Genomic DNA, 23,211 nt, shown 5'->3' with positions numbered 1-23,211 from the left:
TCGATCACCGTTTTTTTTCGCCTCAAAACCCTACAAAAATTAAGACATAGTTTTTTATCAAGCCTATCCTTATTGTACAGTCGAGATGATTAATGCTACTTATTAGCATGTTAACACTTGTATCCGAGGGGTTATTCTTGTTAAAACCTTTGTCACTCCTACTTGTCGGACTGGGTTTCACGCTAGCAGCACCTGCCTTAGCGGAATTTTCCTTGGCACAAATTCCCCCCCTCACGAACAAAACGCCCATCACCTTAGTCGCCGAAAAAGGCTTTTGGACTGACTACCTAACGCAGGAAATGTTACCCAAGTTCACCGAAAAAACCGGCGTTAAAGTCAATGTGGTCAGTACCGAGCTGGAAGGCATGTTCGAACTACAGACCCATGCATTGCTGCAAGGTGAAGGAAAATATGATCTGCTAACCATGGAGGCCGGCTGGGCAAAAGAGTGGGCCGCCAATGGCTATACCGTCCCCCTATTAGAACTCGCAAAACTCTACGATCCCGACGGCGAGAAAGCGATGGAAAGCTATCTCGAACCATATTACCCATCCTTGCTGAATATTTTGTCCTATCACGGTGAGTTACACGCTATTCCCTACAACAACTACGTGATGGGGAGTCATTACCGCGCTGATTTATTTGAGAATAAAACCGAACAAACGCAGTTTCAGCAGCGCTTTGGTTATCCGCTAAAACCCGCGACTAACTTCGACCAATTGCAGGACCAAGCCGCGTTTTTTACCCGAAAAGCAGGTGAACTCCTCGCCGATAAACCGCTAAGTCATAACTTTTATGGTCTCGCGTTAATGTCTGGCAATAAGCCCCATATTAACGATGAATTTTCGAGCATCATTTGGAGCTTAGGGGGCGCTTGGATGTGGCCCGTCTACAATCCGCAAAAGCAGATCACCCACTTCGAAGTGCCTGCAATCAACCAAGAGGCGATAAAGGCGAGCGCTATCTATCGAAAACTGATGCCTTACGCCATTCCAGCAGATGATAAATTTGCCTTCAACGAAGCAGCCAATGCAATGGCAACGGGACAAGTGGCGATTTGGCCCTTTGCTTACAACAACCTATGGTCCGCCTCCTTTAAAGTCGAAGCGAACATACCAGGCGCTCGACTTGGCGTGGCCCAAGTGCCTGGCGGCATGCCCTATAACGGCGCCTACGCTTTTGCGGTGAGCTACGACAGTAAAAATCCACAAGCCGCCTATTGGTTACTCAAATACATGGGCACCTATGAAGCCCAATATGCCTATGCTCTAGGAGGCGGTAATCCCTGTCGCATGGATGTCGTCACAGCCCCCGAATTTAAACAAGCCTCAAAAAGAGCCATTGCCGGCGCCTTTGAGGCAAGCCACGTAGCAAACTTGTTTTGGTCAACTAAAGTATTGGAAGTAGGACACTTTACCACTACAGCTATGGGGCAGATTTATCCCGAGCTAAGCCATGCTTGCTATGCCGCAAGCCGACACGAAGCAAACAGTACCGATATTTTTATTGAGTTAAGTAACAAAATTAAATACCTGCAGAATACCTATGGGGAAGTGCCTGCAATTGATAAGAAAAACAAATGAACTCGAAACGGCTCACCAGTCTTAAACATAAAATCACGCTAGCCTTATATTTCATCCTAGGCATGGCGCTGCTCAATGGCATTATCGCCATCCTATTGTCACAACAGTTAAGAACCAAAATAGAGCAATTGGTCAACAGCGATGTCGTCAAAGTCACCACAGCGCTGCAATTGGCAAAAAACAGCGAAAGACTGCAAATTATCACCACCGAACTGAATCACTACGATACCGAGCAGCAGCGGCTCAGCTTACTGCAAGAGTTGACCCATCAATGGGAACAATTGCTGCAAGATACTAAAGTGCTGTTAAGTCTTGAAAATACGGCCAATATCCATGAGGCATTAAATAGGACAATTGACACTCAGCTGTATTTTCAGCAACAACTGCCCTTGCTCGACACCCTGACCGACAGCGCGTTACAGGCCAAATTACAGGCACAAAATATTCAGGCAAACCTCGCGGGAATGTCATCGGCCTTTTCCATTGAGATGCAGGCGCAGCTCGACTCAAGCCACGAGCTCAATAGCCAGCTTATCGCCCAAAAAAATCTCACGGGAATAACCCATAATCTCAATGAGCATCAAAAAATCTCTGATTATTTGCATCAGGGTGAACACCTGTTTGTGCTGCTGGATGAAGTTAAAAACACCCAAACCACCATAGGACTCAACCGCCTGCAACGGGATGCCATGCGTCTTTTCCTCAAAATGGAGGCCGTCGCAGCCTCGATACCGCAGGATAATACGCTGTATCTCAACTGGTTATCTCAAATAAAGCAAAATATGGTGGGTAATGACAACCTGTTTGAACTATCACGCAACGCCTTAAAAAGCACCCACATCGCTAATGCGCATTTTGGCTATCAAGCCAATGCCGCGCGGGAAATCGCCAGCTTCACCCAAGTGTTAGTCAACCATGTAGAAGATGAAATCCAAGTGGCAAGCACTAACCTCAAGAGCGACAGCACTGCCTTCGTGATCCTGATTTTTTGTGGTGGGATAGTGTATTGCTTCTTTATCTGGCTGATCAGCTGGCACTTTATCGCCAAGGGAATTATCAAACCTGTGATCGCCACACGGGATGCGATGAATGCCATCGCCAATGAAAAACTCGATACCGAAATGCCGATTACCGATAACTTAGAGCTGCAACAAATGGTCAGCTCGCTAGAGACCCTAAAAACCTACGCCGCGCAAGTCAAAGCAATGGCCGAAACCGATGGCTTAACGGGCTGTTATAACCGCCGTTATCTCGACAGCCAAATTAACAAGGAGTTGAATTACGCCAACGATCACAATATGCCACTCAGCATAGTGATGTTTGATATTGATAACTTTAAAGAATTTAATGACAAATATGGCCACGTCGTTGGCGATCAGTGTTTAAAGCAGGTCGTCAATGCTGCCAAATCGATTCTGCAACGCCCAACAGATATCCTTGCCCGCTACGGTGGGGAAGAATTTACCTTGTTACTGCCCTCGAGCCACTGTGAAGACGCTTATAGAATTGCCGAGCGACTGCGCGAAACCATCATGGAATTGGCCATTCCCCACCAAAGCTCATCCCACTCAGGCGTGGTGACCATCAGCTTAGGGGTCGCCTGCTGGCAACCGCCACAGTCACTCGATGCCAATAAAATCATCTCCGATGCGGACGAAGCCCTATATCAGGCCAAACAAGCCGGACGCAATCGCACCGAAGCACTACGACATCCAGAGTTTGGTAATTAATAACTCGCTGTATCGATTTATTTTTAGCCAAAGCATTGAGTTCGCCTCACTGAATCCCCATTAGCTAATATACCTAAGGAAAATATTGCACTGAGGAAGTCATGCTCGCCGTTTTCATTACCCTAATGCTTGGTCTCGGTGCAATCGCTTGGCTGGCGTCGAGCCGCTGGCGCAAGACGCTCCACCGTAAGCGCGTGATGGCCAGCGCCTTTCCTAAGGCTTGGCGAACGATTTTGAAAAAGAGATTGCCCTACTTCCACGCCTTACCCGCGGATCTTCAACTACAACTCAAGCGTCACATTCAAGTTTTTTTGGATGAGAAACGATTCGTTGGCTGCGACGATTTGCAAATAACCGATGAAATTCGCGTCACTATCGCCGCCCAAGCTTGCCTGCTTTTGCTAAATCGCAACACCGACTTTTACCCCAATCTTAGGCAGATATTGGTGTATCCCGATGCCTTTATTGTCGACAGCCAGCGCCAAGATCCCGCGGGTTTGATTTGGGAGCAACGAAATGTGCTGGCGGGGGAATCTTGGGAGCAGGGCCAAGTGATACTGTCGTGGAAGAACACCCTTGAGGGCGCAGCCAATCCCCATGATGGCAACAACGTAGTGATCCACGAGTTTGCCCATCAATTAGATCAAGAAGATGGTCACGCCAATGGCGCGCCGATTTTACAACACCGCCAAGATTACCTGTCGTGGTCGAGCGTATTCAGTCAGGCCTTTAATGAGTTAGTGCAAGCTGCCGCCCTTGGCCGCCCGTCACTGTTTAATTACTATGGTGCCACCAATCCTGCGGAGTTTTTTGCCGTAGTCACCGAGGTCTTTTTTGAAAAGCCAGAAGCGCTTAATCTTGAACATCCGGCACTTTATCGAGAGTTGAGCCATTTTTATCAACTCGATCCGATAAACTGGCATTGACCGAATCAACATAGCGATTAGCCTAATAACCATAACGATAAGGAATTTTCGATGACAATCTCCACTCGCGCCGAGCAGCGCGCCCATTCGACACGCACTCGCCAACGTCTTGCCCTGTTCAGCGCCAGCGTATTCATGCTTGGCGCCCTATGCTTTCATCCACAAACGGCCATTGCCAACGAACAAGCCGCAATAACGCTGACCGATGAGCAGGCGGCCGCCGAAGTGCTGAATAAATTGAATCAATATTCGAGCAGTGCCGATTGGGACAAGTATTTTGCCCTCTATCGTCTGGATGGTATTTTTATTGGAACCGATGCGACTGAGCGCTGGGGCATGGCCGAGTTTGAACGCTATTCGCGCCCAACCAAAGGTTGGCGCTACGATTTAACTCGCCGCCATTTAGTACAGCATGGTGATGTTATCCTGTTCGATGAACTGCTCAACAGCCCAAGTTATGGCGTGAGTCGCGGTACTGGCACCTTAATCAGGACCAATGGGGAATGGAAAATTGCCCAATATCATTTGAGCTTTCCCATCCCCAATGCAATCGCCAAACACATTACCGCTGAAATTAAAAACGCTCAGTAAGTCACTATTTTAGCGACACGGTAAAACATACATTGGCCAGCTGCGAGAAGTGGATAAAGGCTTGAAAATCCACTTCGCTAAAGCTTCGTTGTGAAGGCCCCCTATCGGCATAATAAAAACCGATCACTTTATTATCCACTAAGAGCGGCGCCATCAAAAAACCCGACTCAGGCAACTGAGTCTTAAGTTCTTTGCATTGTTCTAGCCATTTTTTGGCATTGGGGTTATCCACCCACTGGCATTCCTTGTGTTCCATCGCCTGCGGAAATAGCCCCTTCCTATCACTCAGCTCGATAATAAACTGCTGCTTCATTTCCTCGGCGTCTCGGCCGAGCATGATCCTCGGTTGCAGCTGTTTACGGCTCGGAGATAAGAGCAAAACTCCGCAGCGGTCCACACCAACTCCTTCTAAAATCCCCTCGAGCACGGTTTGCATGATTTGATTAAAATCGGCTTTGTTGATTGCAAAGGCGGTGAGTTCACGCAGCTTAGCCAATTGCACATTCAAGTTGGCCTCAAACACGGGCAACTCTACCTCAGGGACGCTGGGCTCAAGCTTATTGATGCGTTTAGGATCAGGCAGATAGTCAATCAACACCTTGGCGCCATAGGCTTCGGCTAATTTATGGGTCGCCTTGGTGCAGCGCTGCATTCTCAGGGTTAATTCTTTCTCATCCAGCCCAGTAAAATGCGCGGCTTGGCTGATACGCTTATCCAACTCGGTTTTATCTATCACCTCTTGGGAGAGAATTTCACAAAGCTTATCGGCAAGAAAAATAGAGCGAATTTCAGGGCGTTGATCGTCAGGATAATTCACTGCTTGGATCAATAACTCCCCTAAGCCCCAGTGGCGCGCAATACTCTGCGTCAGCTGCGAAAATGAGGTGCCCAAAGCTTCACGAATGACGCTACGCTCTTCGGCCGGGGTTTCACTGGCACTGAGTTGGTTGTCTAAGATTTCGGTAAACTCGCCGCCGATACTCCAAAATGCACTCTCACCAATGTGGTAAAGCAAAGACGCAATAAAGGCTTCTTCCTGAATATCCTCATCGTAATCACTGAGCATCATCCGCGCTAACATGGCGGCTTGAAATGCCTTCGCCATTAATTTAATGAGGCGTTGATAAACTGCGGGGGCGAGATTCTTACTCTCTAAAAGGCTCGATAATAGCTGGGCCGTGATGCAGATATTACGCACAGCATCAAACCCTAGCACTATCGCTGCTCGGCTCACGGTCGAAATTTGGGTACTACCCTTATGGTAAATCGCGCTATTGGCAACCCGTAAGATGCGGGATGTGAGGGCGTTATCGTGCATCACGCTTCGCCCGAGTAAGGCGAGAGACGACACGTCATCCTTGGCAAGCTTTTCTAACGTTTGGACGGTGGAACAGAGCGCTGGCATTTCCAATTCACTGATCCGTTTTGTCCAATAATCGACCCCTTTATTAGTATTATTGTTAGGTTTCAACCCAGCATGACCTCAATGATGTGAACTTATTGTTTTTAGTATAGATAGGCTTAAAAAAATTCGCCTAGCATCTGGCTCACAATTCGACTTTTGATTTTAAAATCCACGATATAGCAAGCCAGAGGTATAAAAAAGCCCAAGCTTTCACTTGGGCGTCACGCCGGTTATGCCTGCAAATGTAATTTAAACACTTGCAGCACTTTATCAATGTCCTGACGCGAGACATCTTTATGGGTCACAAAGCGCAGAGTACGGCTAGGGCTGATGAGGATCCCCGCCTCACGGCAACGCTTAGCTAGGGCTTTCTCATCGACATGGGGCGCGAGGTTTGCAAACACCATATTGGTTTGTACGGCGGCCAAATCGATTTCAAACTCACTCAACTGACTCAATTGCTGGGCAAGATACGCCGCATTTTCATGGTCTTCGCCTAATCGCTCAACCTGCTCTGTGAGTGCTAATTTACCCGCCGCCGCTAAAATCCCCGCCTGACGCATACCACCGCCCAGCATTTTACGCCAGCGCGTGGCCTTTTTAATTAAGCGCTCATCGCCTAGGAGCAGTGAGCCAACAGGCGCACACAATCCCTTGGACAAACAGATGGAGACAGAATCAAAATGCCCCGCAATATCGGCAATCCCAATCCCCTGCGCCACGGCAGCATTAGCAACCCGAGCACCATCTAAGTGAATTTTTAAACCACGCTGAAATGCCAGCGCCTGCGCATTAGCTAGGTAAGTCTGGGGTAATACTTTACCCCCGATAGTGTTTTCTAGGCTCAATAAGCGCGTGCGCGCGAAGTGAATATCATCGGGTTTAATCGCCGCTTCAATATCGGTCAGGGCGATAGTGCCGTCCAGTTGATTGGTCAACGGTTGCGGCTGAATGCTGCCGAGTACCGCCGCGCCGCCGCCCTCAAATTTATAGTTATGGGCCTGCTGGCCGCAGAGGTATTCATCCCCACGCTCACAATGGACCATCAGTGCAAGCAAATTGGCCTGAGTGCCAGATGCCGTAAACAGCGCACTCTCAAAGCCGAACATCTCGGCGGCCATGTCTTGCAAGCTGTTAACGGTCGGATCATCACCATAAACATCATCACCCACTTCAGCCCTTGACATGGCTAAGCGCATCGCCTCTGTTGGCTGGGTCACGGTATCACTGCGTAAATCTATCATCTTGCCCTCGACTTCTTCTGCCTATCCCCGACGCGGATATTCATCGCGTAAGTGCGACTCTAGCCTCAAAGGAAAAATTTGTATAGTTTGCCTTTATGTCTGCCGATAAAATCAACAAGGAGCCGATGTTATCTATGCTGATGCAATTGATTTGCATCAAATAACGGGCAAAACTTGGCGTTAGGCCGATAAAAAGATAGAATACCCGACTAAGATGCTCATGCTAATGCAATGCAAATCTCTTAGTGGTTTTAACTATCCAAGATAAAATACAAGGTGATTTGTGGTGAATATATCCGTAATGCAATGGATTAAATTAACGTGTTTAGCGCTGAGCTTAAGCCAGATGTTACCCGCGTATGCATGGCAAGATACAGATCAAGACGGTGTTCCCGATATTAAGGATGCCTGTCCTAACACACCAGCAAACACCACAGTGATGGCCAATGGCTGTGTTTACCAAGCCGAAGTAAAATCCAGCAGTATTCAATGTGATCTCAATGACCCCAGTACTTATTCAGCCGCTGATTGTCATAATATTGAGACCGCGATTGTGTATTTTGAGTTTGCTATCGCCGAAGTAGATTTATCGCAATGGAAAGCTTTAGCCTTAGTGAAAGCTTTTTTAGACGCGAATACTGAGACTCGATTAACTTTAGTGGGACATACGGATATTGTCGGTACACCAGAGTTTAATTATCAGTTATCACTACGACGGGCTCAAAATGTGAAACGTATTTTGGTTGAAGACTACGGCTTCAATCCAAATCGCTTTACCGTTGTCGGTAAAGGTATATCTGAACCGGTTGCGGATAATCATTCCAGCGAAGGTCGCAGATTAAATCGACGAGTACAATTTATCGTCAATAATAACTAGTTTTGTTAGCGTATTTTTAGGGAGTAATTTAATGGATAACCTCGAAGGTTTATTAAAGCAGGCGCCAGATTTAGTCATGACCTATGGCTTAAAAATCTTATTTGCCCTCATTATTTTCTTCGTCGGTAAATATTTTTCTGGCGTCGCACAAAAGTTAGTGCGCAAGTTGCTTAACAGTCGCAAGATTGACCCAACTGTGGTGTCTTTTGTGGCTAACTTAGCTTGGGCAGTGGTGTTTGTGTTCACCATTATCGCCACCTTAGGCCAAATTGGCGTACAAACAGCCTCTCTAGTCGCTGTTATCGGTGCCGCAGGTTTAGCCGTAGGTTTAGCACTGCAAGGTTCTCTGTCTAACTTTGCCTCAGGCGTATTAATGGTGCTATTCCGCCCATGCCGCGTAGGTGATTATATTGAAGCAGCAGGTATTGCCGGTACTGTTGATGAAATCACCATTTTCTCAACCAAATTACGCACCCCTGATAATAAAGTAATTGTGGCGCCAAACTCTTCAATCATGAATGGCACTATCACAAACTACTCAGCCTCTGAAAATCGTCGCATCGATTTAGTGATTGGCGTGTCTTATTCTGCGGATATCGCTCAAACCAAAAAAGTATTAACAGAGATTTTAGATAACAACCAATACGTACTGAAAGAGCCTGGTTACACTGTAGGCCTTTCTGAATTGGCGAATTCTTCAATCAACTTTGTGGTTCGTCCTTGGGTTAAAACCGCCGATTACTGGACAGCGCGTTTCCAAATTTTAGAACAGATCAAAAATGCACTCGATGCAGCAAACATTGAAATTCCATTCCCACAAATGGATATTCATGTGAAGCAATTGCCAGAGAGCAAATAATCAGCAAGCATATTAAAAGGCCGGTAATTACCGGCCTTTTTTATGGTGATAGTTTAGGTTTTGTCGTACCTTAAGCCTATGTGCACAACATACCTGAGTACGGGAGAGAAAATGCAAAAGTATGTTTCGTTTCTAGCCGCTGGCTGTGTTTTTAGTTTAATGGTTCTCAGCCCCACCGCTATCGCCAATGATAAACCCCAAGTGATGATGGGCGACAAGACTGTCACTCTCGCAGGGAAATTACCTAAGCTTGAGCAAATGGCGCCACGATTTAAAGTTGTCGACGAACAATTTACGCCTATTAGTTTAAGTGACTTTAAAGGCAAAACTGTACTGATCAGCGCCGTACCTAGTTTAGATACTGGTGTCTGTGCGCTGCAAACAAAGCGCTTTAACAGTGAAGTCAGTCACTTCTCCGATGATGTTGTCATGCTGACCATCAGTACAGATTTGCCCTTCGCTCAAAAACGTTTCTGTAAGGTCGAGAATGTCGACAAAATCAAAGTCCTCTCCGACTCAGTGTGGCGTGATTTTGGCGAGAAATATGGCTTATTGATTGAGGATTACGGCTTACTCGCTCGAGCCATCTTTATTATTGATGCCGAAGGTCAGCTTAAGTACCAGGAGCTAGTCCCCAATATTTCCGAACATCCCAATTACGACGCCGCGCTTGAAGCGTTAAAAACCATTCAAGCACAGCAGTAAGCATAAAAATGGGGCATTTAATGCCCCATTTTTATTAGTGCGTATGTTGGTCGCCATTGGCTTGATAATCGAAAGTCGGCATAGACCAATGGTAACGCAGTGCTAACATTCGCAAGCTAAAGCCCAGCGTTAAACAGACCACTAGGTTTATCCACTCCGCCAATTGATAGGCGTTGAGCGTGATATATAAGCCTGCGGTAAAGAGTGAAATCACCGCATAGAGTTCTTTCTTAAAAATCAAAGGCACTTGGTTACAGAGAATATCGCGGATCACCCCACCAAATACCCCAGTGACGAGTCCCATCACCACAGCAATCGTTGGACTAAACCCTAACATTAGCGTTTTTTGTGCGCCAACAATCGAGAATACGGCTAAACCCAAGGCATCAATTGCCAAAAATAATTTAGACAGGTAACGCATCACTGGCGCAATCGCAACCGTTAACAAAGAGGCAAATGCAATCGCGATCAGATAATGGACATTTTCGACCCAAATCAAAGGGTAATTTCCAAGCAGCATGTCTCTTAGGGTGCCACCACCAATCGCCGTCGCGCAGCCAATAATAACCACGCCGAATAAGTCCATCTGTTTACGGCCAGCCGCTAATGCCCCAGTCATGGCCTCGGCCAAAATTCCAATCAGCCATAATAATCCGATAAATTGCGCTTCTTGCATTTAAACTACTTATTACCCATGCATAAAGAACGGATTTTGCCTGATAATCCACGGACTGGATAATGAGATTATTTAAATTTTGTCATTAGAATATTTAATCTATTGGTAGTATTTGTGCATTAGTCATTTCTACTTTTCAATATCACGTAACGCTACAACCCTTCAATAACAATACATTAACCAAGAACGAGCTATTCCCCGTTTTCCATTAAGCTTATTTTTTGATAAGTTTTAATAAAGCAAAATCAATTAAAATATATAAATTTGCAGAAAACTCATCTTAACGTCAATCAAGCCTAAATTTTGGCCACAAAAAAGCGGCCAAAAGGCCGCTTTTTTAGACTAAAAGTAAATTATTTGTTTTCAGGCTTTGGCGGGAAATTCGCCATCACGCTGCCTACCGCTTCGTTGATCAGCTGTACTCTTTCCGAAGGAGTATTTTTATCACGGATAGTATCAGCTACTGAGCCACGCCAAATTAACTTAGCTGTTTTATTATCAACTAAATCAATGATCAGGGTGCCAACTTCGTATTCTCTGACTGTGGTCTGGGTTTGCATGTTACCGCCCCAGCCCCAACCTGGGCCATAGTAAGGGTTATAGCCAAAATTGGTATTGAAGGTATCGACATTAATCTTCTTATCGATTTTGGTCAGATAGTTCACTAATACATCGGCATCTTTCGCATCGACCAAGGTCATGCCCTTAGATGAAAGCTGAGAGTTCACCGCATCTCGCACGCGCTGATCCATTAAACCATCGAGGTGATAACCCGAAGCATCGGTCTTTTGTGCGACCCACGCATAGGTCTTGTACTGAGTAAAATTGGCGCTAGGGTCAAAATCCCAACCCGACTTCAGCGAACTACAGGCACTCAGTGCCAGTACGGCTAAACCTACAATTATATTTTTCATGATGATTTCCTTGGTCGTTCTTATCGAACACAAATAAGCCGAAAATAAATTTAGCTTACAGAGCAATGGACGGTTCTACAACTCAATATGATGAAAAAGCAGTGTGTTATTCAGCTTGACTTCAGCAATCACTTTAAATGATAATGATTATCACTTAAAGCGATTAAGGGATAAATAACATGTACTGGTTCATTAGCGCATTGATTGTGGCATCGGCGATTTTCTGGTTCGCACCGCAAAAAGTCTCAGCCGATCCCCATAACAGTAAGCTCACACCTCATCTCCCCATGATGCTGCTGTTTTTACCTTTAGTCGTATTGAGTTGGCTCGTCTTTGAGACTGTGTCGAACGGGGTGAATTACACCACGGTTGCCGCCTTTGGGTTTGTTGCCACCGCTTGCTTAATCGCCCTGCCTAAATTGCATCGTTTTATCATGCCCTGCGCCCTACTAACCGCATTGGCATTAATCGCTATGGTATTGCAGCATCTCTAAGTCTGCTTTTTAAACATGCTACTTCCCTGCAAAGAGCTAGCATTGACCTTCGGCCACTTTCAGTCTCTGTCAGTGGCCTTTTTTTACCTCCCCGAAAGACGTTGAGTTTGGTAAACTTAAGCGGCATATATTCAGATAAAAGATGACTTATGAGAGTAGATCCCAACGTTTCCTTAGTGTACAGCACAGATAAGGGCCGCATTACTGCCGAGCCAGAAGCCAAAGCTATCCCAGCATCCGATGGGATCGTACGTATCCACAGAGATAGCAAAGGCCGCAAAGGTAAAGGTGTCTCGGTCATTTCAGGCCTAGGGCTTGATGAAGCGGGCTTAAAAGCACTGGCACAAACCCTTAAAAAACAATGTGGTTGTGGTGGCACAGTCAAAGATTTCACTATCGAAGTGCAAACCGACAATCGTGAGCAACTAAAACTACTGCTCGAAAAACAAAACTACAAAGTCAAATTAGCCGGCGGTTGATACGCCACCAGCCTAAGCCGCTGGATTTAATCTATTGGTCAACGCCTGTGGGCTGAACGGAGCATTTAATGGAGAGTTTGCAGAACCATTTTTTAATCGCCATGCCGTCGCTCGATGACACTTTTTTTGAGCGCACCGTCATCTATCTATGTGAGCACGATGAAAAAGGCGCCATGGGGCTCGTGATTAATAAACCGCTGGGCATTGAAGTAAACTCATTGCTCGAGCAGATGGATTTACCGGCTGAGCAAGTGTCGACCGATCTGGCACTGGGCGCGCAGGTGTTAATGGGTGGCCCCGTTTCGCAAGATAGAGGCTTTGTCCTGCATACATCCCAGCCTTATTGGGCCAACAGTACAGAATTAAGCTCTGGCCTCATGCTCACCACCTCAAGGGATGTATTAACGGCGATTGGCAGCGAACGCTCGCCAGAAAAATTTATTGTGGCATTAGGTTATGCGGGTTGGAGCAAAAACCAGCTGGAGCAAGAACTGGCCGATAACTCATGGCTGACTATCCCTGCCGATCAGACCTTGCTCTTCGATATCAAGCACGAGGAACGATGGCAACAAGCGAGCCGCGCGCTCGGATTTGATGCTTGGCAATTGTCATCACAGGCGGGCCACGCCTAGCCGATTTTATTGTGACGAGTGAATATACAGATGAACGCAAAAACCGTTTTAGGTTTTGATTTTGGGACAAAAAGTATTGGTGTCGCCATAGGGCAACAAATCACCGCCAGCGCCACACCACTGCTATCCCTTAAAGCCGTCGATGGAATCCCCAATTGGGATGAAATCGGCAAACTCATTAAAGAGTGGCAACCCGATTTAGTCGTCGTAGGTTTACCACTTAATATGGATGGCACAGAGCAGGAAATGACCCACAGGGCGAGAAAGTTCGCCAACCGACTGAACGCTAAGTTTGGGGTCAAAATTGTCACTCAGGATGAAAGACTGACCACCACAGATGCAAAAGCTCGGCTATTTGAACTCGGCGGCTTTAAAGCCCTCACCAAAGGTCAAGTCGATGCAGTGTCAGCCGTATTGATTGTCGAAAGCTATTTTGAAAATCATTTCGGTGAATAATAAATCATAAAAACAAAAGGATAGCCTAAGCTATCCTTTTTTATTTCTGCACTTATAAACCTTACAGGTAAGGTTTAACCAAGTTAGCCATCATGCTGATATGGTCATCATTATCGTTCAGTGCCGGAATGTAACGGAACTTCTCCCCGCCAGCATTAGCAAAGATATGGCCATTCTCACCCACGATCTCTTCTAAGGTCTCTAAGCAATCTGCACTAAACGCTGGGCACACAATCGCCACGTCACGTACACCTTCGCTTGGTAACGCCTGCATGGTTGCATCCGTATAAGGTTGTAACCATTTAGCCTTACCAAAGCGAGATTGGAAAGTCATCACAAACTCATCCGCTGTAAGCCCTAATTGCTCGGCCACCAGACGGGTGGTCTTCATGCAAAAGCAATAATAAGGATCGCCTAAGTGCAGATTACGCTCCGGCATACCATGGTAAGAAAGCACTAACTTTTGCGGCTTACCCTGTTGCTCAAAGTCGGCACGAATTGAGTTCACCAATGCGGTAATAAAGTCGGGGTTATCATGATACGTGTGAATAAAATGCAACGATGGTAGATAGCGCCACTGGGTTAATTCCCTTGCAATAGCGTCAAAAGCCGAGCCGGTTGTCGGCGCCGCATATTGCGGATAGAGCGGTAACACCACCAGCTTATCAATCCCCTGTTGATGCATCGTTTGTAAGGTGCTCGCCACAGAAGGATTGCCATAACGCATGGCTAAATGTACTGATACTTGATGTCCATCGGCCGTTAATTTTTCTGATAATTTAGCGGTTTGGCGCAAGCTGATATCCATCAGTGGTGAACCCGCTTCAGTCCAGACCTTCTGATAGAGCGCCGCAGACTTGGCTGGGCGAACGCGCAGCACTATGCCATGTAAAATTAGCATCCACAGGAGTTTTGGAATTTCGACCACCCGAGGGTCGGATAAAAACTCCGCAAGGTAACGCCTCACCGCCGATGCCGTTGGCGCATCGGGTGTGCCAAGGTTAAGTAGCAACACACCCACTTTGCCACGCTTTGCGTGACCCATCTCTTTTGATAATCCTGAAAACCTAGCCAAAGTAGCCTCTTAACATAAGTAAAATGAATAAATTGGGCATTAAAGCACTGATTCTATTGCCTGCTTAAGCTCGGCACTATCGGGTTTCACCTTAGAATTAAACTGCTGCACAGTATTGCCATCGCCACTGACGACATACTTGTAGAAATTCCACTTAGGCGAGCCAGCTTTATCTCCTAAGTATTTGAATACACTGTTAGCATCGCTGCCTCGCACGGGCGATGTCGCGAGCATAGTGAAGGTAACACCATAGTTGATGTAGCACACCTTAGCCGTGTCTTTTTCATCATTTTCTTCTTGAAAAAAGTCATCGGAAGGGAAACCAATCACCACTAAGCCTTTGTCTTTGTATTCTTTATGAAGCGCTTCGAGGGCCTTAAATTGCGGAGTGTAACCACAGTTACTCGCGGTGTTGACCAGTAACACTGGCTTGCCCTGAGTCAATTCACACAGATTAATCTTCTCATCCGAGTGCAATTTACGCACTTCAACATCAAGATAACTCGGGCAAGTTGCCGCAAATGCGCTAGTGCTTAACAGGCTAGCAAAGATAACTAAGGGGAGTTTTATCATAATGTCCTTCTCATTGGGCGCGCCAAGATTGGCTAACTCGTTATTTTCTATTACGTCACTCACTAATATAGAGATCATATTGAATAAAAAAATAAAAGCTACAGCGAGTTATCGATTGGCTTAAGCGATAAAAAAAGCAGCTCAAGGGAGCTGCTTTAACATCACCGCAGACAGGATTAATCCATATCCAAGGTCACGCCTTCCATAAAGCTTGAACTGGTAGGCTCTTTATTTTGCAGTTTGATCATTAAACGTAAGTCGTTTGGCGAGTCAGCATGGTGAAGCGCATCGGCATAGCTGATTTCCCCATCGATATAGAGTTGCAGCAAGGCTTGGTCGAAGGTCTGCATGCCCTGTTCATTCGATTTGGCCATGGTCTCTTTGAGCAAATGCAGCTCGTTTTTAGCAATCAAACTCGCGACACGTGGCGTATTGATTAAGACTTCAATCGCCGCCCGTCGTCCTGTGCCATCGACTTTAGGCACCAGTTGCTGCGCCACAATGCCGCGCAGGTTGAGTGACAAGTCGAATAGCAACTGCTGGTGTTTACTCTCAGGCACTAAGTGCATGATCCGATCTAACGCTTGGTTAGCGTTGTTCGCGTGCAGTGTCGCCATACAGAGGTGACCCGTTTCGGCGAAAGAAAGCGCAAACTCCATCGTTTCTTGAGTACGGATCTCACCAATCAAAATCACATCGGGCGCCTGACGCAGCGAACTCTTCAGCGCCGCATCAAAAGATTCTGTATCTATACCCACTTCACGTTGAGTGATGATGCTTTTGCGATGGTCGTGCACAAATTCCACCGGGTCTTCAATGGTGAGGATGTGACCACGGGCATGGGCATTACGATAACCTACTAACGCCGCCAAGGAGGTTGACTTACCGGTTCCCGTTCCCCCAACCATGATGATAAGACCACGTTTACTCATCACCAGATCTTTTAAAATCGGTGGCAGTTTTAAGTCTTCTACCTCAGGGATCTTGGTTTCAATCCGGCGCATTACGCATCCCGGAGATTCACGCTGCCAGAATGCGCTGACGCGGAAACGACCTAAATCCTTAACCGCAAAAGCAAAGTTACACTCGCGAGTCGTGTGAAACTCCTTCTTTTGCGCTTCAGTCATTACGGACTCGACAAAATCCAAAGACTGCGCGGGCGTAAAGGCACTCTCGGCTAACGGGCGTAACTCACCATCGATTTTGGCGCTCGGCGGAAAACCTGCGGTAATAAACAAGTCCGAGGCTTTACGCTCCACCATGACTTTTAAAAACGGACGGACATCCATCATAAATCCTTAAAACGTCGCTTGTTTGTTTGAGCTCTTCGCCATGGCATCCTCACGGGTGATGAGACCACGGTTCACTAAGTTTTGCAGACACTGTTCGAGCGTTTGCATGCCATGGGCCATCCCCGTTTGAATGGCTGAGTACATCTGCGCCACTTTATCTTCACGGATAAGGTTACGAATAGCGGGAGTACCCATCATGATTTCGTGGGCAGCCACACGGCCGCCACCGATTTTCTTAATCAGGGTTTGCGAAATAACCGCCTGTAATGATTCAGATAACATGGTACGCACCATGTCCTTTTCACCAGCAGGGAAAACGTCAACCACACGGTCGATGGTCTTAGCCGCCGAGGTGGTGTGCAAGGTACCAAAGACTAAGTGACCCGTTTCGGCCGCCGTCATCGCCAGACGAATGGTTTCGAGGTCGCGCATCTCACCCACGAGGATAACGTCAGGGTCTTCACGCAGTGCACTACGCAGCGCCGCGTTAAAGCTGTGGGTATGACGATGCACTTCCCGTTGGTTAATCAAACATTGCTTATTCTGGTGAACGAATTCGATAGGATCTTCAATGGTTAAGATATGGTCGTGGCGGTTCTCATTGATGTAATCCACCATGGCCGCAAGTGTGGTACTCTTACCCGAACCTGTAGGTCCAGTAACAAGCACTAAGCCGCGGGGAAAGCTGGAAATTTTCTTAAAAATCTCTGGCGCCCCTAACTGTTCGAGCGACAAAATTTCGCTGGGAATGGTACGAAACACCGCCGCAGCGCCGCGGGATTGGTTAAAGGCGTTCACACGGAAACGCGCTAAATTAGGGACTTCGAACGAAAAGTCGATTTCTAAATGCTCTTCAAAGTCCTTACGCTGTTTATCATTCATAATGTCGTACACAAGGCTGTGTACACCCTGATGATCGAGCGCGGGCAGGTTAATTTTTCTCACTTCACCGTCGACACGGATCATGGGAGATATCCCTGCAGAGAGGTGTAGATCCGAGGCTTTGTGTTTTACACTAAAGGCTAATAACTCAGTGATTTCCATAGTTTGGGATATCCTTGCAACCAGATAATTACATCATGACAACAATAGCAGACAGACTCGCAGTCGCCCAGTGCAGGATCGCGCAAGCGGCGCAAAAATGCGCACGCCTACCTCACAGTATTCGCTTACTTGCCGTCAGTAAGACTAAACCCATTGAAGATATTATAGCAGCCTATGATGCGGGCCAGCGTTGCTTTGGCGAGAACTATGTTCAAGAAGGTGTGACAAAGATTGAGACGCTAAAGGGCACACACCCTGATATTGAATGGCATTTTATTGGGCCACTGCAATCCAATAAAACTGCCTTAGTCGCCCAGCACTTCGACTGGATGCACACCCTCTCGCGGGAGAAAATTGCCCAGCGTCTCAATGAACAGCGCCCAGCACACCTTGCGCCGCTCAATGTGTGTATTCAAATCAATATCAGTGATGAATACACTAAATCCGGTATCGATGCCGAGCAAATGCTACCGCTGGCCCATAGCATCAGCCAATTACCCCATTTACAACTGCGGGGTTTAATGGCAATTCCCAGCGCCACCAATGACACTGCGCAGCAAAGCCGCGAACTCAGCGAGCTTAAACAGTTATTCGATACGCTAAAGCAGCATTATCCCGCTGTCGATACGCTTTCTATGGGCATGAGTAATGATTTAGACATCGCTATTGAGTGCGGATCAACCATGGTGCGTATCGGCAGCGCAATTTTTGGTGAACGGGATTATGGCGCAAAAGAGACGACCCGCAATTAGTCGTTACGGGTTAATCCATCTGTACGATTGATGCTAAGGGAAATCACAGAGATAGCCAAAGGCGAGTCAGCAATATCGGCTTTAGCCTTGTTTTTAGAGGCTAAAGCCCAAATACTGTTAGAGAACATTAAATAGAAATTTTTATCCGGCCTAATAACGCTAATTCAATGATATTAATGCTGAATGTTATCCACTCAGCCTAGGCCAGACATTATGGGGTACACATGAGTCAACAAAAAATCTGCTTTATCGGTGCGGGCAATATGACCCGCAGTATTATCAGCGGCTTAATTCGTAGCGGTTATCCTGCTGCACTAGTGCAAGCCACCAACCCTAGCCAAGGTAAACTCGATGCCCTCGCCGCCGACTTTGGTGTGCGTGTATCCCAAGACAATGTTAGCGCCGCCCAAGATGCCGATGTCATCGTATTATCCGTTAAGCCACAGTTGATGGAACAAGTCTGCCAAGCACTGCAAGGCATTGATATGTCTAACAAGCTGGTCATTACCATTGCAGCGGGGATTAAAGCAGAGCGCTACAACCAGTATTTAGCACAGCCCATCACACTAGTTCGCACTATGCCAAACACCCCAATGCAAATCGGTGTCGGTATGACGGGACTCTACGCCCCGCAGCACCTCTCTGATGCCCAACAAGCCATTACCGAACGCTTGATGTCTAGCGGTGGTGAAATTGTGTGGGTGAATGAGGAATCTGACATTAATCAAGTCATTGCCCTTGCGGGTAGTTCTCCGGCCTATTTCTTCCTGCTGATGGAATCTATGATTGATGCCGGCAAGCAAATGGGCATGGATGAAGCCAAAGCCAGAAGCTTAGTACAGCAAGCGGCCCTCGGTGCTGCTATGATGGCAAAGCAAAATCCCGAGCTTACGTTGGGTAATTTACGGGAGAATGTCACCTCGAAGGGCGGCACAACGGCGCAAGCCATCGCCACATTCGAAGCGGCGGATCTTCGTGGTGTGGTCAAAAATGCTATGGAAAACTGCATCAAACGTGCAGAGGAAATGGCTAACACTTTTTGATCTAGCAATTGCTGGATGACTCACTTTTAACGCGGGCGTTTTTAATCGGACTCATATAGGCAGAAATCTCGATGAATGCATTAACCTTTTTAATCAGCACACTCTTCGATTTGTATTTGATGGTGGTGATATTACGGATCTGGCTCCCCTTGGCCCGTGCCGATTTTTATAATCCCTTCAGCCAGTTTGTGGTCAAAGCCACTCACCCGTTGATCGCGCCTATGCGTCGATTAATTCCTTCAATGGGAAGATTCGATACTTCTTCATTTGTACTCGCCCTATTAGTCGTGATGGCCAAAGTACTGCTGTTAAGCCTTATCGCCGGTGGTGGCATTGATATCGTGCTGTTCTTTGTGTTTGCGCTTGTCACTGTAATCAAACAGGCGGGCGTTTTGCTCTTCTGGATGCTGCTCATTCGCGCCATCTTAAGCTGGTTCAATCAAGGCTATAACCCCATTGTGATGATCATGGGTCAACTGACAGAGCCCATTTTGGCACCAGTGCGCCGTATCATTCCGCCCATTGGTGGTTTAGATTTGTCGGTGATGTTGGTGATTATTGGCATGAACTTTATCAACATGCTATTGGCGCAATACGTACCATTTTGGGCCGTGATTTAATGAGCGCAGTCATTATGCAGCAAGGCGACTTGCTGCTTAATTTGTATATTCAACCAAAAGCGAGTCGCGATCAGATAGTCGGGCTACACGGTGATGAGTTAAAAGTCGCCATTACCGCCCCGCCTATCGATGGCAAGGCCAATGCCCATTTAAGCAAGTATTTAGCCAAGGCCTTTAAAGTCCCGAAAAGCGATGTTCACATCCTTAAGGGCGAATTAGGACGTCATAAGCAAGTACGGATTAGCGCGCCCAAAAACGTTCCGGCAGAAATCGCGACATTGCTCGAATAAACGCACCGTTGGAAGTCTCCTTCCCGCGACCTATACTCAAGTAATCCCTCATATGAAGGTACAACATCATGTTACGTAATCTCCTTATTATGCTCGCCTTGACCGCAAGCCTGTGTGGCGTCGCTAATGCCGAGCAAAAAGAAACCGTCGGTAATTTCGACATTCATTACATGGCGCTGGGCAGCACCTTTTTAACCCCGAGCATAGCAAAATCCTATGGCATCGAACGCAGTAGCTACAGAGGCATCATTAACATTGCCGTATTAGATATGAGTGAAGAAGGCTCGCCCGCAGTGCCCGTTGAAATCACTGGCGTGGCCAATAACCTACTCGATGCGCGTATCGATTTGAAATTTAGAGAGATCCGTGAGGGTAAGGCTATTTACTACATCGCCGAAGTTCCTTACCGCGACGATCAAGAGATCAATTTCAACATCGCCATCAAACACGGCAACCAACTCAACACCAATCTGCAGTTTAAGCAAAAATTCTACGTCGAATAATCTCAACCTCATAAGGCAGGGCGATACCAAGTATCGCCCTGCCTTTTTCTGTCCTTTACCGCTCAGCTTGGGTATCATTGCCGCATACAGTCCAATGACATCGCTCAATGTTCACTCTCAGTGACACACAGACAAGAGCGCCCAATCCAATAGGTATTCCATGCAACAAATCGTCCTCGCCAGTGGCAATAAAGGTAAACTTGCCGAATTCGATCAAATGCTCGCCGCCTATGGCGTAAAAGTGCTGCCACAAAGCCAATTTAACGTTAGCGAAGTGGCCGAAACGGGCACCACCTTTGTCGAAAACGCCATTATCAAAGCCAGACATGCAGCGCAAATTACTGGACTTGCCGCCATTGCCGATGACTCGGGATTAGAAGTCGATTTACTCCAAGGCGCGCCGGGCATCTACTCTGCGCGCTATGCGGGGGAAAATGCCAAGGATCAAGACAATGTGTTAAAGCTCTTAGACACATTAAAGGATAATCCTGCGCCGCGTACGGCCAGATTCCAATGTGTTTTAGTCTATATGCGCCATGCCAAGGACCCAACGCCCATCATTTGCCAAGCCTCTTGGGAAGGCCAAATCGATTTCGTGCAACGGGGTGACAACGGCCATGGTTACGATCCGATTTTTATTCCAGAACACCATGATTGCAGCGCAGCCCAAATGAGCAGTGACGAGAAAAATGCCTTGAGTCACCGTGGTAAAGCTTTAGTGCAACTGATTGCTGCCATGCAGGAAAAAGGCGTATTTACCGACGGGAACGCCCAATAATGTCAGTGAATGTGTCACCTCAGTTAACCCTGCCGCCGTTGAGCTTGTACATCCATATCCCCTGGTGTGTACAAAAATGTCCTTACTGCGACTTTAACTCCCATGGACAAAATGGCGAATTACCCCAGCAGGCCTATGTGGATGCGCTGCTAGCTGACTTACGCCAAGACTTGCACTTAGTACAAGGCCGTAAGCTACACACTATTTTTATTGGTGGTGGAACACCGTCTCTGTTTGATGCCAATCAAATCAAACGGATATTGGATGGTGCCAATGCACTAATTCCCTTTAGTGACGATATTGAAATCACCATGGAGGCCAACCCAGGCACCCTAGAGCACGATGACTTTAGTGCCTACCGCGCCGCAGGGGTCACCCGGTTATCCATTGGAGTACAGAGTTTCTCTAAGGATAAGCTCAATCTGCTGGGGCGGATCCACGATCAAAACGAAGCCCAAACCGCCGCCCAAAAAGCCAGCCAAGCGGGTTATTTAAGTTTTAACTTGGATTTGATGCACGGACTTCCGAATCAAAGTTTTGCTGAGGCCATGGCGGATATCGATACCGCGGCGGCGCTCAATCCGCCGCATTTGTCTTGGTATCAACTGACGATTGAGCCCAATACCCTGTTCCACTCAAAACCGCCGCAACTACCCGACGATGAAGATCTCTGGCAGATCTACGAACAAGGGCAACAAAAGTTAGCGGCACTCGGTTATGAGCAGTATGAAATCTCGGCCTATGCCAAACCCGGCTATCAATGCAGGCATAACCTTAACTATTGGCAGTTTGGCGATTATTTAGGCATAGGCTGCGGTGCCCATGGCAAAGTGACCTTGCCCGAAGAAAATCGCATTATCCGCACGGTCAAAATCAAACACCCTAAGGGTTATTTAGCTGCCGACAACTATCACTTCGAGCAGAGTGAGGTCGCCGAAGAAGATCGCGCCCTCGAATACTTGATGAATCGTCTGCGCTTAATGACGCCTATTCCTAAGCAAGAGTTTGAAGACAGAACTGGTTTACACCGAGATACGTTGAAAGAGGGAATGGAAAAGGCCAAACAACGGGGTTTACTGACCGAATCGGCTGAACATTGGCAATTAACCAGTAAAGGTCACATGTTTGTGAACGATTTACTGACACAATTTTGTTAATTCACTAGGGCGTGTTGACGTTTCGAGATTAGATTTTGTTCGTTCTGGCAAGCACGTGCTCGCGAAACGAGGAATGATGTGTAGTTATTCTACTCAAATGACGAGTGACAAAGAGAACGAGCTTGCTAGACGAACCCTTCGGGCAGCGTTTGGCTGGCGTTTCTGCTGCGTTATCGTCCGTTTATGTAGAATAACTACACTGCACGGACTTTGCCTTGCATAAAAGCCAGCCACATAGCTGCAAAAATAACCCTGAAACGTCAACACGCCCTAATTAAATTCCCCATGTAAAGAATCCACCTTCTGAAGAAGGTGGCTTTGTTTTAACCCCCTAAAAGGTGGCCTTTATTCAAGAGCAAGTTGACCCTGCTCTTGCCTCTCTACTCTCTCTTGATGCCTAACGTATCTACGGATTATTTCCTCGTTAATTCCAATCGAATCGACGAAGTATCCTCTCTGCCAAAAATGATTTCCCCAAAGTTTATTCTTACGTAGGTAAGGAAATTTACTGAA

At 46.9% G+C, this 23,211-nt stretch carries 28 protein-coding genes; 18 read left to right on the top strand and 10 right to left on the bottom strand.

Annotation, left to right across the window (positions count from 1 at the left end; genetic code table 11):
* Positions 1-92: 92 nt before the first annotated feature.
* From CBX96_RS08095 to CBX96_RS08080, 4 genes are all read left to right on the top strand, one after another.
* Positions 93-1,583, top strand: a complete 1,491-nt coding sequence (locus CBX96_RS08095; protein ID WP_181382168.1) for an ABC transporter substrate-binding protein — start codon at positions 93-95, stop codon at positions 1,581-1,583.
* On the top strand, positions 1,580-3,313 hold the full coding sequence (locus tag CBX96_RS08090) for a diguanylate cyclase (protein ID WP_109286330.1): 1,734 nt from the start codon (positions 1,580-1,582) through the stop codon (positions 3,311-3,313). The genes CBX96_RS08095 and CBX96_RS08090 overlap by 4 nt, the downstream gene beginning before the upstream one ends.
* A gap of 101 nt (positions 3,314-3,414) precedes the next feature.
* Positions 3,415-4,239 carry a zinc-dependent peptidase gene (locus tag CBX96_RS08085; protein ID WP_109286329.1) on the top strand — a complete coding sequence of 275 codons (825 nt, stop codon included), beginning with the start codon at positions 3,415-3,417 and terminating at the stop codon, positions 4,237-4,239.
* A gap of 51 nt (positions 4,240-4,290) precedes the next feature.
* A complete protein-coding gene (locus CBX96_RS08080; protein WP_109286328.1) occupies positions 4,291-4,830 on the top strand; it encodes a nuclear transport factor 2 family protein in 540 nt (179 codons plus the stop codon).
* Positions 4,831-4,834: 4 nt separating this feature from the next.
* Here the strand turns inward: CBX96_RS08080 and CBX96_RS08075 are convergent, their stop codons facing one another.
* Entirely contained in the window at positions 4,835-6,301 is a 1,467-nt protein-coding gene (locus CBX96_RS08075; protein WP_109286327.1) for an HDOD domain-containing protein, read from the bottom strand.
* Positions 6,302-6,465: 164 nt separating this feature from the next.
* Positions 6,466-7,479, bottom strand: a complete 1,014-nt coding sequence (gene ltaE, locus CBX96_RS08070) for a low-specificity L-threonine aldolase (RefSeq protein ID WP_109286326.1) — start codon at positions 7,477-7,479, stop codon at positions 6,466-6,468.
* Positions 7,480-7,780: 301 nt separating this feature from the next.
* Here ltaE and CBX96_RS08065 point away from each other — a divergent pair, with 301 nt between their 5' ends.
* The 3 genes from CBX96_RS08065 (at position 7,781) to tpx (ending at position 9,920) form a co-directional block, all read left to right on the top strand.
* Complete coding sequence (locus CBX96_RS08065) at positions 7,781-8,356, top strand: OmpA family protein (protein ID WP_011716292.1); 576 nt, start codon at positions 7,781-7,783, stop codon at positions 8,354-8,356.
* Positions 8,357-8,387: 31 nt separating this feature from the next.
* Positions 8,388-9,215, top strand: a complete 828-nt coding sequence (locus tag CBX96_RS08060; RefSeq protein ID WP_086904764.1) for a mechanosensitive ion channel family protein — start codon at positions 8,388-8,390, stop codon at positions 9,213-9,215.
* Between the two features lie 111 nt (positions 9,216-9,326).
* Positions 9,327-9,920 carry a thiol peroxidase gene (tpx, locus tag CBX96_RS08055; protein ID WP_109286324.1) on the top strand — a complete coding sequence of 198 codons (594 nt, stop codon included), beginning with the start codon at positions 9,327-9,329 and terminating at the stop codon, positions 9,918-9,920.
* 34 nt (positions 9,921-9,954) lie between these two features.
* On the opposite strand, the gene CBX96_RS08050 is transcribed toward tpx, so the two are convergent.
* Both CBX96_RS08050 and CBX96_RS08045 read right to left on the bottom strand, forming a co-directional pair.
* Entirely contained in the window at positions 9,955-10,596 is a 642-nt protein-coding gene (locus CBX96_RS08050) for a trimeric intracellular cation channel family protein (protein ID WP_011621991.1), read from the bottom strand.
* Between the two features lie 353 nt (positions 10,597-10,949).
* Positions 10,950-11,510 (bottom strand): DUF4136 domain-containing protein, encoded by a 561-nt coding sequence (locus CBX96_RS08045; protein WP_011621990.1) that lies wholly within the window; start codon positions 11,508-11,510, stop codon positions 10,950-10,952.
* 179 nt (positions 11,511-11,689) lie between these two features.
* Between CBX96_RS08045 and CBX96_RS08040 the strand changes: the two genes are divergently transcribed.
* From CBX96_RS08040 to ruvX, 4 genes are all read left to right on the top strand, one after another.
* Positions 11,690-12,004: a hypothetical protein gene (locus CBX96_RS08040; RefSeq protein ID WP_088212065.1), complete on the top strand. Its 315-nt coding sequence runs from the start codon at positions 11,690-11,692 to the stop codon at positions 12,002-12,004.
* A gap of 149 nt (positions 12,005-12,153) precedes the next feature.
* Positions 12,154-12,483, top strand: coding sequence for a stress response translation initiation inhibitor YciH (gene yciH / locus CBX96_RS08035; RefSeq protein WP_011625632.1), 330 nt, complete (start codon positions 12,154-12,156; stop codon positions 12,481-12,483).
* 68 nt (positions 12,484-12,551) lie between these two features.
* Positions 12,552-13,115, top strand: coding sequence for a YqgE/AlgH family protein (locus tag CBX96_RS08030; protein WP_109286323.1), 564 nt, complete (start codon positions 12,552-12,554; stop codon positions 13,113-13,115).
* Positions 13,116-13,145: 30 nt separating this feature from the next.
* On the top strand, positions 13,146-13,571 hold the full coding sequence (ruvX, locus tag CBX96_RS08025) for a Holliday junction resolvase RuvX (protein WP_011621986.1): 426 nt from the start codon (positions 13,146-13,148) through the stop codon (positions 13,569-13,571).
* A gap of 61 nt (positions 13,572-13,632) precedes the next feature.
* Here ruvX and hemH read toward each other — a convergent pair whose 3' ends face one another.
* The 4 genes from hemH to CBX96_RS08005 form a co-directional block, all read right to left on the bottom strand.
* Entirely contained in the window at positions 13,633-14,616 is a 984-nt protein-coding gene (gene hemH / locus CBX96_RS08020; RefSeq protein ID WP_109286322.1) for a ferrochelatase, read from the bottom strand.
* Between the two features lie 69 nt (positions 14,617-14,685).
* Positions 14,686-15,219 carry a glutathione peroxidase gene (locus CBX96_RS08015; RefSeq protein WP_041416777.1) on the bottom strand — a complete coding sequence of 178 codons (534 nt, stop codon included), beginning with the start codon at positions 15,217-15,219 and terminating at the stop codon, positions 14,686-14,688.
* A 176-nt stretch (positions 15,220-15,395) separates the two neighbouring features.
* Complete coding sequence (locus CBX96_RS08010) at positions 15,396-16,508, bottom strand: PilT/PilU family type 4a pilus ATPase (protein WP_011621983.1); 1,113 nt, start codon at positions 16,506-16,508, stop codon at positions 15,396-15,398.
* 9 nt (positions 16,509-16,517) lie between these two features.
* The gene (locus tag CBX96_RS08005) at positions 16,518-17,555 is read right to left on the bottom strand and encodes a type IV pilus twitching motility protein PilT (RefSeq protein WP_011621982.1); all 1,038 of its coding nucleotides are present in this window, start codon (positions 17,553-17,555) and stop codon (positions 16,518-16,520) included.
* Positions 17,556-17,590: 35 nt separating this feature from the next.
* On the opposite strand from CBX96_RS08005, the gene CBX96_RS08000 reads away from it, so the two are divergent.
* Positions 17,591-18,307 carry a YggS family pyridoxal phosphate-dependent enzyme gene (locus tag CBX96_RS08000; RefSeq protein ID WP_109286439.1) on the top strand — a complete coding sequence of 239 codons (717 nt, stop codon included), beginning with the start codon at positions 17,591-17,593 and terminating at the stop codon, positions 18,305-18,307.
* Here the strand turns inward: CBX96_RS08000 and CBX96_RS21675 are convergent.
* Entirely contained in the window at positions 18,304-18,435 is a 132-nt protein-coding gene (locus CBX96_RS21675; RefSeq protein WP_258294302.1) for a hypothetical protein, read from the bottom strand. The genes CBX96_RS08000 and CBX96_RS21675 overlap by 4 nt on opposite strands.
* Positions 18,436-18,531: 96 nt before the next feature.
* Here CBX96_RS21675 and proC point away from each other — a divergent pair, with 96 nt between their 5' ends.
* The 6 genes from proC to hemW all read left to right on the top strand — a co-directional run bounded on the left by proC (position 18,532) and on the right by hemW (position 22,698).
* Positions 18,532-19,350, top strand: a complete 819-nt coding sequence (gene proC, locus CBX96_RS07995; RefSeq protein ID WP_109286321.1) for a pyrroline-5-carboxylate reductase — start codon at positions 18,532-18,534, stop codon at positions 19,348-19,350.
* 71 nt (positions 19,351-19,421) lie between these two features.
* Entirely contained in the window at positions 19,422-19,970 is a 549-nt protein-coding gene (locus CBX96_RS07990; protein ID WP_109286320.1) for a YggT family protein, read from the top strand.
* A complete protein-coding gene (yggU, locus tag CBX96_RS07985) occupies positions 19,970-20,260 on the top strand; it encodes a DUF167 family protein YggU (protein ID WP_011621978.1) in 291 nt (96 codons plus the stop codon). The genes CBX96_RS07990 and yggU overlap by 1 nt, the downstream gene beginning before the upstream one ends.
* Before the next feature lie 68 nt (positions 20,261-20,328).
* Positions 20,329-20,763 carry a DUF4426 domain-containing protein gene (locus CBX96_RS07980; protein WP_011621977.1) on the top strand — a complete coding sequence of 145 codons (435 nt, stop codon included), beginning with the start codon at positions 20,329-20,331 and terminating at the stop codon, positions 20,761-20,763.
* 160 nt (positions 20,764-20,923) lie between these two features.
* On the top strand, positions 20,924-21,541 hold the full coding sequence (gene rdgB / locus CBX96_RS07975; protein ID WP_011625625.1) for an RdgB/HAM1 family non-canonical purine NTP pyrophosphatase: 618 nt from the start codon (positions 20,924-20,926) through the stop codon (positions 21,539-21,541).
* Complete coding sequence (gene hemW / locus CBX96_RS07970; protein WP_086904532.1) at positions 21,541-22,698, top strand: radical SAM family heme chaperone HemW; 1,158 nt, start codon at positions 21,541-21,543, stop codon at positions 22,696-22,698. Before rdgB ends, hemW begins: the two co-directional genes overlap by 1 nt.
* Positions 22,699-23,043: 345 nt before the next feature.
* On the opposite strand, the gene CBX96_RS07960 is transcribed toward hemW, so the two are convergent.
* Positions 23,044-23,211 (bottom strand): transposase (locus CBX96_RS07960; protein WP_181382167.1); only part of this gene is annotated, 168 nt, incomplete at its 5' end.

This window comes from Shewanella sp. BC20 (assembly GCF_003129585.1).
In the GTDB taxonomy this organism is placed as follows: Bacteria; Pseudomonadota; Gammaproteobacteria; order Enterobacterales; family Shewanellaceae; genus Shewanella; species Shewanella seohaensis.
Note: the sequence above shows the minus strand (reverse complement) of the source record. Positions and strands in the feature narration are given on the sequence as shown.